This window comes from Geminocystis sp. GBBB08 (genome assembly GCF_016743215.1).
Taxonomy (GTDB): domain Bacteria; phylum Cyanobacteriota; class Cyanobacteriia; order Cyanobacteriales; family Cyanobacteriaceae; genus Geminocystis.
Map to the genome: position 1 here is coordinate 1 of NZ_VRZC01000111.1, position 13,120 is coordinate 13,120.

General features: G+C 33.1%; 10 protein-coding genes and 1 pseudogene. 10 read left to right on the top strand and 1 reads right to left on the bottom strand.

Going from position 1 to position 13,120, the window contains the following annotated elements; all coding sequences use genetic code 11:
- Positions 1-367: 367 nt before the first annotated feature.
- Positions 368-1,861: a helicase C-terminal domain-containing protein gene (locus tag FWJ34_RS13405; RefSeq protein WP_308255832.1), complete on the top strand. Its 1,494-nt coding sequence runs from the start codon at positions 368-370 to the stop codon at positions 1,859-1,861.
- 91 nt (positions 1,862-1,952) lie between these two features.
- Here the strand turns inward: FWJ34_RS13405 and FWJ34_RS13410 are convergent, their stop codons facing one another.
- On the bottom strand, positions 1,953-2,105 hold the full coding sequence (locus tag FWJ34_RS13410) for a hypothetical protein (protein ID WP_308255833.1): 153 nt from the start codon (positions 2,103-2,105) through the stop codon (positions 1,953-1,955).
- 122 nt (positions 2,106-2,227) lie between these two features.
- On the opposite strand from FWJ34_RS13410, the gene FWJ34_RS13415 reads away from it, so the two are divergent.
- The 9 genes and pseudogenes from FWJ34_RS13415 (at position 2,228) to FWJ34_RS13460 (ending at position 12,908) form a co-directional block, all read left to right on the top strand.
- Positions 2,228-3,421, top strand: coding sequence for a glycoside hydrolase family 10 protein (locus FWJ34_RS13415; protein WP_308255834.1), 1,194 nt, complete (start codon positions 2,228-2,230; stop codon positions 3,419-3,421).
- A 122-nt stretch (positions 3,422-3,543) separates the two neighbouring features.
- On the top strand, positions 3,544-5,100 hold the full coding sequence (gene dndC / locus FWJ34_RS13420; RefSeq protein ID WP_308255835.1) for a DNA phosphorothioation system sulfurtransferase DndC: 1,557 nt from the start codon (positions 3,544-3,546) through the stop codon (positions 5,098-5,100).
- Between the two features lie 127 nt (positions 5,101-5,227).
- Positions 5,228-5,686, top strand: coding sequence for an SH3 domain-containing protein (locus FWJ34_RS13425; protein ID WP_308255836.1), 459 nt, complete (start codon positions 5,228-5,230; stop codon positions 5,684-5,686).
- A gap of 168 nt (positions 5,687-5,854) precedes the next feature.
- Positions 5,855-7,141 (top strand): pitrilysin family protein, encoded by a 1,287-nt coding sequence (locus FWJ34_RS13430; protein ID WP_308255837.1) that lies wholly within the window; start codon positions 5,855-5,857, stop codon positions 7,139-7,141.
- A gap of 345 nt (positions 7,142-7,486) precedes the next feature.
- On the top strand, positions 7,487-8,152 hold the full coding sequence (cysE, locus tag FWJ34_RS13435) for a serine O-acetyltransferase (RefSeq protein ID WP_308255838.1): 666 nt from the start codon (positions 7,487-7,489) through the stop codon (positions 8,150-8,152).
- Between the two features lie 7 nt (positions 8,153-8,159).
- Positions 8,160-8,360, top strand: coding sequence for a heavy-metal-associated domain-containing protein (locus FWJ34_RS13440; RefSeq protein ID WP_308255839.1), 201 nt, complete (start codon positions 8,160-8,162; stop codon positions 8,358-8,360).
- 198 nt (positions 8,361-8,558) lie between these two features.
- Positions 8,559-10,133 (top strand): annotated as a pseudogene (locus tag FWJ34_RS13445) (S8 family serine peptidase).
- A 617-nt stretch (positions 10,134-10,750) separates the two neighbouring features.
- Positions 10,751-11,707 (top strand): chromate resistance protein ChrB domain-containing protein, encoded by a 957-nt coding sequence (locus FWJ34_RS13455; protein ID WP_308255840.1) that lies wholly within the window; start codon positions 10,751-10,753, stop codon positions 11,705-11,707.
- 19 nt (positions 11,708-11,726) lie between these two features.
- Positions 11,727-12,908: a chromate transporter gene (locus tag FWJ34_RS13460; protein ID WP_308255841.1), complete on the top strand. Its 1,182-nt coding sequence runs from the start codon at positions 11,727-11,729 to the stop codon at positions 12,906-12,908.
- The last annotated feature ends 212 nt before the right edge of the window (positions 12,909-13,120 follow it).

Genomic DNA, 13,120 nt, shown 5'->3' on the forward strand with positions numbered 1-13,120 from the left:
CATCTAGTATTTGAGCCATGATAATAATGAGTTTTTTTAAATTTAATTTATCTTTACATTATCTAAACTAACATTCCTTGATCCCAATTAGTTGTAAAGATAATTACCAATTCTATTGAATTTTCTTTTTAATGTTTTTTTGATAACAATAAGAGGTAATTATTAAAAATTTATTAAGTTTTTTGAGTTTAACCGACATTTTATAGATTACAAATGAATATTTGATCTAATTCCCCAAAAATATTAATATCTTATATATAAAGTACGTTACTAGATATAACTTGTGATAACATTGGTGATCAAAGGTAAAATTTAAAAATTAAGGCAAAATTAATTATCCTCCCTGTGGTCTGATCGTAAAATATAAATGTTAGAAGTAGAAGCACACTCAGAGTTAAGAAGTTTTTTAGAAAAAAAATCCTCCTCCTATTGGTTACATCATTTAACGATGGTGAGAATGGTGGCTCGTGGGTTAAGATTAGGACGATCAACCATTATTCAAACTGGGATAAATTATCAGCAGTATTATCCTAGTTATTTAACCCCAGCTTTATTATCTTCTTCTTCCGTTATTATTGTCGCAGAAAATAAGATTCAACGAATATTAATTGAAGAAAAAATTCCGCCATTACAACGATGGTTAAATACAAAAAAGTTGATCAAGACTAAGTATGAGCAAAATTCAGCTAAAAAATTTAGTTTATATATAATTAATCATCATGATTGGTTAGATTTAATGATTAATAACTTAGTAGATAATAACATTGTTACTATTATAGAAGAAGCCGAAAATTTACCTGATATTATCACCGAATATTTAACTGAAAAAATCAATGTACAAGATTGGTATAATTTACAGTTATTTTTTCCTCAGCATGAGGATTTTATTAGAGAAAAATTAGCTAAGTTAACCAAATCTATTTATAGTCATCCTCCGAACCCTTATAATAGTTATTTATTAGAGGAAGAAGAAATCATAATTCTTGAACAATTGCTTGATTTTATTAATATAGAAAAGGAAAATAAACAAGTTTTAAGAAAATTTATTAAATTACAACAAGCCTTAGAAGAAAGTAATAGATATATTAACTACTTTACCATTAATAGAGATCAAGGTTCTTTCACGATCAAATCATCACCTTTAGAGTTAAAATCTTTAATAAATAATATTTGGCAAAATCAACCTTTTATTTTATTATCTAATTATTTAGATCCTCAAAAATACCCTCTCGATTATGGTGAGTCATTAGGCTTAAATTTAGATAGTTTTACTTGCTTAAAATTTTCTCCTGATGGTCAACATCAACATCTTAACCTCTATTTTCCTCGTAACTTTCCTTTTCCGAATCATCCTGAATTTCAAAGTCGAGTTACTCAAGAAATTTTAGCTTTAGTTAGTAGTATCAAAGTTAATCATTATCCCATAATTGTTATTATTGATGATCTACCTTTACAAGTACAAATTACTTCTAATTTAGCAGCTTATTTTGGTTCTAGAGTACAATTAAATTCTTTAAATATAGGAAAAAATAGTATCCTTGTTTGTGATATAAAATTCTGGTTAAACTATCAATCTCAATTATTAACACCGATACTATTAATTTTTGCCACTTTACCGATTCCTTCCTTAGAAAATCCTCTAATTTCTGCACAAGTTACCCATTATAAAAATAAGAAAAAAGATTGGTTTCGCCTTTATCTTTTACCTTTAGCTATTAAAATTTTACAACAAGCTACAATGTCAATTAGAAAAAATGAAGGGGTAATGGCATTATTAGATAATCGAGTTAATTATCGTAGTTATGGTGTTAATATTTTACAATCCTTAGAGCCTTATGCAAAAATAAATTATGTTGATTAATTAAAGTATAAAATATTTACTTTAAACAATTATTTTTTTGATTATCTATTTCTAAAATTAAGAGATTAATTTGTTTTAATATTATTTTGAATCATTGAATCGAATAAATCCCTAAACGAGGAATTGATTGAGGTTGTTGATAAATATAGTTTGTATTTAAACAAATATTAGCAATAAATTTAAAGCCATTGGCAAAATTATCTACTCCTCCTTCAATTAAATACTGCCCGTTGCCTTTAGACAATTAATTTACATGAGTACTTATTTTTTAAAACAATACTTGTAAGATTGTATTTCGTTTCTAGTTATAGTTTTGATCATGGGTAAGTGGTAATATAGATTAGGCAAATTTTTCACATCTTGAGAATGAATTATCTTTTTCCCATCAAACTTTCCGATATAGATAAAATTCAGAAAACTATCATCTTATTCCTCATATCAATCTTTTTGGTAGTTTTTCTTAATCCTCAACAAGTAATAAGTCAAGCAGTATTTCCTGAAATTCGAGGAGTTTGGCTCACCAAAAATGATACTGATATACTAATAGATCCTTCTCAATTGCAAAATAGTTTAAGAGAATTAGCAGATTTAAACTTTAATACTATCTATCCTGTGATATGGAATGCCGGTTATGTTTCTTATCCTAGTCAAGTAGCTGAAAGTGTTGGTATTCCTCCTTTAGTACGATCAGATTTACACAATAAAGATGTCATTGGTGATATTGTAAGAGAAGGGCATCAACAAGGATTATTAGTGATTCCTTGGTTTGAATTTGGTTTCATGACAACTCCTTCTTCGGAATTAGCGATTAAAAATCCTCGATGGATCACTAACCGCCGAGATGGTAGTAAAATCGGGGATAGTGCAGCTGGGCAAGTGGTTTGGTTAAATCCTTTTCATCCTCAAGTACAACAATTTATCACAGATTTAGTTTTAGAAGTTATCACTAAATACCCTGTTGATGGTATTCAATTTGATGATCATACTGTACTACCAAGAGACTTTGGATATGATCCTTATACCGTTGCATTATATCAACAAGAAACCAAAAAAAATCCCCCCGAAAATCCTCAAGATAAAGGCTGGATAAAGTGGCGTGCTGACAAAATAACCGATTTTATGGTGAGATTAAATAAAGCTGTCAAAGAAAGAAAACCTAATGCTATTTTTTCCGTTGCCCCTAATCCTTACTATACAGCTTATAATTTATTTTTACAAGATTGGAATCGATGGGTTAATTTAGGTATTGTCGATGAATTAATTATCCAAGTTTATCGCCCAGATTTGCGTACTTTTGTTAAGGAATTAAATCTTCCTGAATTACAATCTGCCCGACAAAAAATTCCTACCGGCATTGCTATTTTAACAGGATTAAGAAATAAACCTATTCCTATCACTCTCATTGAAGAGAAAGTGCGTCAAGCGAGACGACATCGTTTAGGGGTTGCTTTTTTTTATTATGAAACTCTTTGGGAAAATGCACCTTCAGAAACCAATGATTTACGCAAAGCCGTTGTTAGAGCTTTATTTTTTGATCCTCAACGCCGAAATAGAATTTAGAATTTATAATTCAGAATTTAGCCATTGCCCTGTGCATCCTTGCCCTGTGCATCCTTGCCCTGTGCCTACCTTCACCAGTCAACTTAGATTTGTCTTGAGCTTATTACATATTTATAATTATTATGAATAATACCCAAATTCCCCTGTTTCCTCCTCGCACTTTAGAAGAGTTAGTCACTGATATAGAAGTTTTAACCGCCGAAATTCAAGAGTTATACTCTCAAGATAATTTTCCTTGGATTATTGGTTACAGTGGTGGCAAGGATAGTTCTTGTATTGTACAATTAATTTGGAATGCGATCGCCACTTTACCAGTAGAAAAACGCCAGAAAAAAGTTTATGTTATCACCACAGACACCCAAGTAGAAAATCCCATTGTTGCCCATTGGGTAAAAGGTTGTTTAAAACAGATGCAAATAGCTGCCCATAAGCAAAAAATGCCCTTTGAAACTCACTTACTAAATCCAGCAGTAAAAGATACTTTTTGGGTGTGTTTAATGGGCAAAGGGTATCCGGCACCTCGTCAGAATTTCAGATGGTGTACTGATAGAATGAAAATTCAACCAGTAGATAATTTTATCAGAGAAACCGTCCGTAACAATGGAGAAATTATCCTTGTATTAGGAGTTAGAAAAGCCGAGAGTCTCGCTAGAGCAAAAAATATGGCAAAACACGCCAAAGGTAGATTTCGTGACCGTTTAAATCTCAATTCTCGTTTACCTAATTCTTATATTTATACCCCTATCGAAGATTGGCGTACCGATGAAGTTTGGCTATATCTTTTACAATGGCAAAATCCTTGGGGAGGTGATAATCAAGATTTATTTATGATGTATCGAGGTGCAACGGCTGATAATGAATGCCCTTTAGTTGTAGATACTTCAACTCCAAGTTGCGGTGATTCTCGTTTTGGTTGTTGGGTGTGTACCATGGTAAGTAAGGATAAGTCTATGGAGGCAATGATTCAAAATGATGAAGAAAAAGAATGGTTACAACCTTTATTAGATATTCGTAACGAGTTAGACATCAAAAATGATCGAGATAAGCGAGATTTTCGCCGTATTTACGGAAAAGTAGAGTTATTTGAGCGAAATGTTGATGGAGAAACCTCTATTGAACCAATTCCAGGCCCTTATCTCAAAAAATGGCGAGAATATTGGTTAAGAAAAGTATTAGAAGCGGAAGTGAATATCAAAAAATTTGCTCCTCCAGAATTTCAAGATATAAAATTAATTACCACCCAAGAATTAAGCGAAATACGCCGTATTTGGCTGGAAGAAAAACACGAATTTGACGATAGTTTACCGCAAATTTATCAAGAAATCAAAGGAGAAGAATTTAATGATCCTCGTATCGGTGCTGGTAATAGTCTTTTAGGGAAAGAAGAATGGGAAATATTACAAGAGTTATGTGAAGATGAAATGCAGTTAGAATTGATGACAAAATTACTGGATATTGAGCGTCAATATTTCACTAAAATTCGCCGTGTTGGTATTTATCAAGCCCTTGAAAAATGCTTTGAAACCAGTTCTCGTTCTAAAGAAGACGCCATTGCCAATGCTCATTATATCAGGGAAGTCAAAAATGCAGCTAAACAAGGAGATGTCAAAACTTTACAACAAAAATTAACTTGGGGTAATTTAAAATTCGCCCAGAAACCAAAAAACAATCAAGAATGAGGTAGTTATGTGGTACAAAGGTTAATTATCAACTATTGACTATTAATAACTGATTACTGCCTTGACAGAAAAATAATTTGTTAATATTTTTAGTTAAAATCAAAGTGTTATTTCTCCTTTGTCAATTATGAGTCCATCTAGCCTATTTCAATTTATTGTTGGTTTCTTTTTAGGTGTCATCTTATTTGGTGCGGGTATCATTGGTGGTGCTTATTTTTTCCTCACTAATGTTTCTGTAAACCCTTCTAAACATACTTTTGCCGAAGAAAAGACTTCTCCAGAAGTTAAAAAACCAGAACCAGAAAAACCCGAAGTTCAAAAACCAGAGCCAGAAAAAATCGAAGTCACAAAACCAGAACCAGAAAATTTACCTGCTGGTGCTTATAAAGCAAAAGTAACATGGTCAACTGGTTTAAGTTTACGCTCTGAACCTGATACTAATGCTGAAAGAATCGGAGGCGTTGATTATAACGCTGAATTAATTATTTTAAGTACCAGTAATGATAATGTATGGCAAAAAGTTCGTGTTCCTAGTAGCGGACAAGAAGGTTGGGTTAAGTCAGGAAATGTACAAAAAGTTAACTAATCTTGACAAAAAATAAAAACCTTAATGGGATAAACTCCTGTCAAAATTCATGTTTATAAGCAATCAGAAAAAAAATTGATTTTTTTTGAATCCAAATTGCTGATTATTCTCCCAGTCAATTAACATTATTAAAGGTAAGATTAAGAAAAGGTAAATAAATGTTTTTACATGATACTATCAACACATCATAAAACGCAAACTCCATCAGATTGTAGTTGTGATCTTAATACCATCTCCTTTCCTAATGGGTTAACTTTAGTACATCAACATATACCCTCTAGTTCAGTAGTCGTAGCTGATGTTTGGGTAAATGCTGGTGTCACCACCGAACCTGAATCATGGTCTGGAATATCTCATTTTTTAGAACACATGATTTTTAAAGGTACAAAAAATATACTTCCGGGAGACTTTGATTATGTAGTAGAAAGTACTGGAGGTTTAGCTAACGCCGCTACAAGTTACGATTATACCCATTTTTTTTTAACTACTGCCTCTCAATATTTACCTGATACGTTGCCTTATTTAGCTGAAATTATTCTACAAGCCGAAATTCCAGATGAGGATTTTTACATTGAAAGAGATGTCGTGTTAGAAGAAATTCGCTCTAGCTATGATGATTATGACTGGATGATTCTTCAAAGTGTTGCTAGTAGTATTTATCGAAATCACCCTTATCGGAAATCAGTATTGGGAGATGAATGTTTATTATTACAACATACTCCTAATCAAATGCGATGTTATCACAAAACCCATTATCAGCCAGAAAATATGACCGTAGTGTTAGTTGGTAATATAGATCAACAAACATCTATTTCTTTAGTAGAAAATTGTTTTCAAGATTTTTCCGTGCGTTCAGAATGTCCTGTTGTTGATTTCGACTGTGAACCACCGATGATTGATATTCGTCGTCAAGAATTATTTTTACCTCGTCTCGAACAACCTCGCTTAGTTATGGGATGGAGTGGACCGGGTATTGAAAATTTAGAAGGTGCCATTGCCCTTGATATGTTATCTCTTATTTTAACAGGTGGTAGAACTTCAAGGTTAGTTAGAAAATTGAGAGAAGAAGAACATTTGCTTTTAGATATAAGTTGTGACTTTTCTCTGCAAAAATACTCTAGTTTATTCACCATTTCAGCCTACTTATCAGGAAATAATCTTGAACAAATAGAAGCCATTATCAGAGACAATATTTATCGATTACAAAAAGAACCAATTACATCTCATGAATTAAGGATTTGTCAACGCTCATTATGTCATGACTATATTTTTTCCACTGAAACCCCCGAACAATTAGCCGGATTATACGGTTATTATCAAATTCTCAAAAAAGCCGATCTGGCTTTACAATATCCTTACATAGTTAAACAATTAACGGCAGAAAAATTACAAGCTTATGCTTCTCAATATCTTTCTCCGGAATATTATGCAATTTGTGAGATTAAATCTTGTTAACTATCAGTGCAAAATTAATTGTATAGTTAATTCAATTAAGATTGAGACAAATTTAAAAATTTTGTAGGGCAATGCCAACCATTAGATACTTTGCGATAATTAATAGTCATACAAAACTGTCTCATTATTATTTAAAGTGACTATATATAAGCAAGGCAAGACAAGACAAGGGGTTTTAACCCCATGTTACCCCTTGTTAACCCATTTCTAACACATTTAAAATCGAAGTTAAATCTAAATACCATTTATTTAAGATATTATTGTAAGTATTTGATCCTATTTGCTCAAAGGGGATAAATAAGAGATATTATTAAGAGGAGAACTTATAAAAAAAACTAGCTAACCGTGTTATCATCACTAATCGCTGATTTTGAAATCATATTTGAACGAGACCCTGCAGCCCGTAATTGGTTGGAGGTTATACTCTGCTACCCTGGTTTACAAGCATTAGTTCTTCATCGTTTGTCCCATAAATTATATAACTTAGGTTTACCGGTGATACCTCGTTTAATCTCTCATCTTGGAAGATTTTTTACAGGTATTGAAATCCATCCAGGTGCAACTATTGGTAAAGGCGTATTTATTGATCATGGTATGGGAGTTGTCATTGGAGAAACAGCGATTATCGGTCATTACTGCTTAATTTATCAAGGAGTTACATTAGGCGGAACGGGAAAACAAAGCGGAAAACGTCATCCTACCCTCGGTGAAAATGTGGTAGTAGGTGCTGGTGCGAAAGTTTTAGGTAATATTCTTATCGGTCATGATGTGCGCATTGGAGCGGGTTCGGTGGTTTTAAAAGATGTTCCCCCCGATTGTACTGTTGTTGGAATACCAGGTAGAATAGTTTATCGATCGGGAGAAAAAGTTGATCCTCTTGATCATAGTAATTTACCAGATTCTGAAGCTACTGTTATTAAAACTTTATTACATAGAATTGAGCAACTAGAAAAACAAGTTATTGAATTAAAACAACTATCTTTAGAAAAACAGTATTGTAACTCTAAATAATTATTTTATGATAACACTAAATGTACCAAGTATTGCCTGTGAAGTTTGTGTAAATACTATCACTAGGGCAATTAAAAATAGTGATCCTCAAGCGGTGGTAAACATTGATGTTGTAACTAAACTTGTTCAAGTAACAACAACTAATACAGAAGGTATTATAACACAAGCAATTATTGAAGCAGGGCACACTGTTGATAATGAGCAATGAAGAATTTATCAATAATAAATATGCTTTGATTTGGGGAGAACTTTAAGTTATTTTAAGATAAAGTTCGCTATAACTGTTTAACTTCACTTTAAGGTAGGTGAGTGGAGGTAAGTAATTATTTTTCTGGGAAATAAACTTCAAAACTAACAACTAAAGTTTATTACAATAGATGATCAAAATATGATGGAACTTTTAAGAATGAAACAGGTAATATTATGGTTAACTGCCATTAATCTACTAAGTTTTTCCCTTCCTGTTGTTGCTTTAAATGAATCTTTATCAGAAAAAGGCATTGATGTACAAAGATTACAACAAGCTCCCTATAATTTACAAGGGCGTAAGATTAGTATAGGTCAAGTAGAAATTGGTCGCCCCAAAAAATTCGCCTTAGATAAAGTTTCTCCCTTATATAAAAAATTGCCCATCGCCCGTTTATTTTATCGTAACCAACCAGCACAACCAAATACTTACATTGACAATCATGCCATGATGGTTGCGTCTGTAATGATAAGTAATCAAAAAAAATGGGGTGGAATAGCCCCCTTAGCTAATTTATATTCAGGTGCAGTAGGTTCGCTTAAAAATGCTGGACAACCAGAAGAATGTCTCACCACCCAAAATATTGCTTTACAAAATAGTGGTAATGTCAGGGCAATTAATTTAAGTTTTGGTGAATCTTTAGCTAGGGATAAGCGAGAAAATCCCCAATTAGATGGGAATGCTTTATTAACTCAGTGTTTGGATTGGTCAGCAAGGACTCATAATGTTTTATATGTGGTGGCGGGGAATCAAGGTAAAGGTGGTATTCCCATTCCCACTGACAACTATAATGGAATTACTACAGCCTATAGCATGAGAAAAAACGGAATTTTCCGCAAAGTAGATTTTGCATATTTAAGTGTTTCTCCGTTATGAGTTGGGAAGCAGTTAGTTCGACAAGAAATTAATGTAGGTGCTAGACGTAGTGTTAGTTTACTTGCTCCTGGTAATAAAATTAATGTTTATAATGTTGATGGGAAAATTGAACAAGTTACCGGAAGTAGTTTTGCCGCTCCTCATATAACGGCATCTGTGGCTTTATTATTAGAGGCAGGAAATAATTTTTTTCAAGAAAAACCGAAAATTTGGACAAGAGATTATCGCAATCATGAAGTGATGAAAGCAATTTTACTCAATTCTGCCGATAAACTTAAGGATAAAGGAGACGGTAATTTATTAGGAATGACTCGTGATGTTTTAACTCAAAATAATAAAACTTGGTTAGAAAGTGATGCTTATTTAAACCCTGAAATTCCTTTAGATATGCAAATGGGAACAGGACATTTAAACACCATGAGAGCTTATAAACAATTAAAAGCTGGGCAATATAACCATAAGGAAAAAGTATCAAATATTGGTTGGAACTATAGCCAAATTGATAAAAAAGATGCCCATGATTATATTCTTAAACAACCTTTAAAAGCAAATACTTATATTTCTATTACTTTAGCATGGGATCGATTAGTAGAATTAAATGATCTCAATAATAATCAGGAATATGACTTAGGAGAAAACTTTATTGATGAGGGTTTAAATAATTTGGATTTAGAGTTAATTTCTAATAATAATCAGGAAAAGGTTATTTGTTCATCAATTAGTAAAGTGGACAGTGTAGAACATATTTTCTGCCCTATTCCGGAAACAGGAGAATATAAAATTAGAGTAAAGTTTACCACCCAAGTTAATAAACCTCTTCAACCTTATGGTTTAGCGTGGTGGGGAAAGAAACTTTAAAAATTTTGCTGCCTTTTACTCAAATCTTGCACCTACCCAATAAATCCCTAGTTAAGGTAGGGAGTAAGGAGTAGGGAGTAGAGAGTAGTGGTTAAAATTAACTTTAACAATATAGAAATTGATTTTCTCAGTTTGATTCAATATCAATAGAAATGATATATAGATGATTATATCACTTTATAGTTGCCTATAATAAAGGCCAAGCAAAAGATGTAATTAAATATTTTGCAGCACCAGATTTAGGGAGATTTAGGGATTATAAAAAGGAGGAGAAAACTGAGGCAAAAATTGATTATCGCTCCCTTTCCAGAAGTAGGAAAAAATAAAAAAACTTTTTCTTTGAAAATCCCTTGACACCTTGCTTTTAGCCTTAACTTCTAACCAATGATCATGTCGTGGAATTTACATACTGAAAAATTAGTCGGAGTTGAGAAATCGATCGATTCATCACTTAATTACTAACTATCTACCCAAAGTAAAAAGAAATACTTGTTGCGTTTTATTGTTATATTTGTTACTATTACTTTAAATATTTTTTCTCCCAAAGGCACTCATGTCGCAAAGATACAAAGAAATTGCTAAGTATCATTTTTGTAAAAAAAAGAGGTGTTTATAGTTTGAGTTGGTTAGTTTTTAGCTATTCTTTACCTTCTAAAGGTTCTTCTAGTCGGCGAGTTACTTTGTGGCGAAGGTTACGACGAATAGGAGCGATCGCTCTTAGTGGTGTTCAAATATTACCAGAACGAGATGATTGTCTGGAGGGGTTTCAATGGTTGGCTCAAGAAGTACAACAAGCCCAAGGTGAAGTTCTAATTATGCAAGTTAAGTTATTTCAAGGTATGAGCGATCAAACTATAATCAAAAAGTTTCATGATATTCGTACCGAAGACTATCAAGCATTAGAACTGAAGATAACAGATTTAGAGAAAACTTTTTTATCCCTCAAGGAAACCGAGAATTTTACACCTATTCGTGAAGGTTTAGAAAAACTATATAAACATTATGCTGAAATTCGACAAATTGATTTTTTCGATTGTCCTGAACATGAAAAAGTTGCTTCTCATCTTCGACAATTGAATCTGGCACTACTTCCAAAAGATTCTGTGGTCATCATTGCTCCCAAATCTATTAATGATTATCAAGATGTAAACTGGTTTACTCGCTCTCAACCTCATGTTGATCGTCTAGCTTGTATTTGGTTAATTAGGCGATTTATTAATCCGAAAGCGATTATTCGTTACGGCAAAACCCCCCATGAACATGAAATTTCCTTCGATATTCATGAGGGAGATTTTCAGCATAAAGGTAATTTATGTACTTTTGAAGTTATGGTTAAATCTTTTGGTTTAGAGGATCATAGCTTCCGAATTATCGCTGAGATTGTCCATGCGATCGATCTTCGTGATGATTTATATTTGCATCCCCAAATTATGGGAATTGATACTTTATTGCGTGGTTGGTTATTGGCAGGATTTTCTGATACACAATTAGAAACTCATGGCATTGCTCTGTTTGAAGGGCTATATACCGCTTGTTTGAAAGATTCTTCCTTGGCATCACAAAATCCCAGTTAAAAATTAATGGCAAAAAAATATGAACAGTACATCATCCTTTGAGAAACCTACTTATTCCCTAAAACAACTGACTCAATATTTCTTGAAATTAGGAACATTAGGCTTTGGAGGTCCGATCGCCCTTGTGGGTTATATGCACCGAGACTTAGTAGAAGAAAAAAAATGGATCTCTGAATCAGGTTATCAAGAAGGTTTAACCTTAGCACAAGTTGCACCAGGTCCATTAGCCGCCCAATTATCTTTTTACTTAGGTTATATTCATTATGGGGTTTTAGGCTCGGCTTTGGTGGGTATTGCTTTTGTTTTGCCCTCTTTTTTGATAGTAGTTGCTCTAGGATGGGCTTATACCCTTTACGGTGGTTTAACATGGATGCAATCAGTTTTTTATGGTGTAGGGGCTTCGGTAATTGGAATCATTGCTATTAGTGCCTATAAATTAACTCTCAAAACCGTTGGCACAGATTGGTTATTATGGTCTATTTATGTAGTAAATGCAGTTAGTACAGTGATTACTGAATCAGAGCGAGTCGAGTTAATTCTCTTAGGAGGATTGATTGTTTGGTTAGTAAAATCTCCGCCTAAAAACTGGTTTAAGAATAATCGTCTTAATAGTATCCTTGCTTTCCCTTTTTTGCCATTTTTAGGAACTATACCCACCGCTACCCCTAGTTTATTAGGACAAATTTTCGTTTTTTTCGCAACTGCTGGTTCATTTGTATTTGGTAGTGGTTTGGCGATCGTTCCTTTTCTTTATGGTGGCGTAGTAAAAGATTTTCAATGGCTTGATGCTCAACAGTTCCTTGATGCAGTAGCAGTAGCAATGATTACACCAGGTCCAGTGGTAATTACTACGGGATTTATTGGGTTTTTAGTCGCAGGTTTGCCCGGTGCTTGTGTTGCTGCGATCGCTATGTTTATTCCTTGTTATTTATTAACGATTATTCCTGCACCTTATTTTAAGAAACACGGTAAAAACCGCAGTATTTCTGCTTTTGTCAATGGTGTAACAGTGGCGGCAACAGGAGCGATCGCAGGAGCGGTTATAGTTTTAGGACAACAATCTCTCAAAGATATTCCTACTATTTTAATTGGGTTAGTAACTTTAGGTGTTTTATGGCAATTTGGGAAAAAAATTCCTGAACCATTGATAGTGGCGATCGCTGCGATTCTAGGCTTAATCATCTATCCCCTAGTAAGCTAATTTGCATCTAACGATACTTAAACTAAAAACATCAAACTATGAGTCTCAAATTTTTATATATTTCTCTTAATTAATTCCGGCCAAACAAAATTGAAAATGATAAAAGCCTCTATCCAACAATAATAATGTTTTACTTTTTACTAAACTAAGAATTTTTTGCTCAAATTTAACATCAGAAGTTTGCGGATTTTCTTCTACCCAAATTTCTACCG

Excerpts from the sequence above, each read along its gene's own strand:
- FWJ34_RS13405 (WP_308255832.1), top strand. The coding sequence starts at position 368 with ATGTTAGAAGTAGAAGCACACTCAGAGTTAAGAAGTTTTTTAGAAAAA.
- FWJ34_RS13415 (WP_308255834.1), top strand. The coding sequence starts at position 2,228 with ATGAATTATCTTTTTCCCATCAAACTTTCCGATATAGATAAAATTCAG.
- dndC (WP_308255835.1), top strand. The coding sequence starts at position 3,544 with ATGAATAATACCCAAATTCCCCTGTTTCCTCCTCGCACTTTAGAAGAG.
- FWJ34_RS13425 (WP_308255836.1), top strand. The coding sequence starts at position 5,228 with ATGAGTCCATCTAGCCTATTTCAATTTATTGTTGGTTTCTTTTTAGGT.
- FWJ34_RS13430 (WP_308255837.1), top strand. The coding sequence starts at position 5,855 with ATGATACTATCAACACATCATAAAACGCAAACTCCATCAGATTGTAGT.
- FWJ34_RS13440 (WP_308255839.1), top strand. The coding sequence starts at position 8,160 with ATGATAACACTAAATGTACCAAGTATTGCCTGTGAAGTTTGTGTAAAT.
- FWJ34_RS13460 (WP_308255841.1), top strand. The coding sequence starts at position 11,727 with ATGAACAGTACATCATCCTTTGAGAAACCTACTTATTCCCTAAAACAA.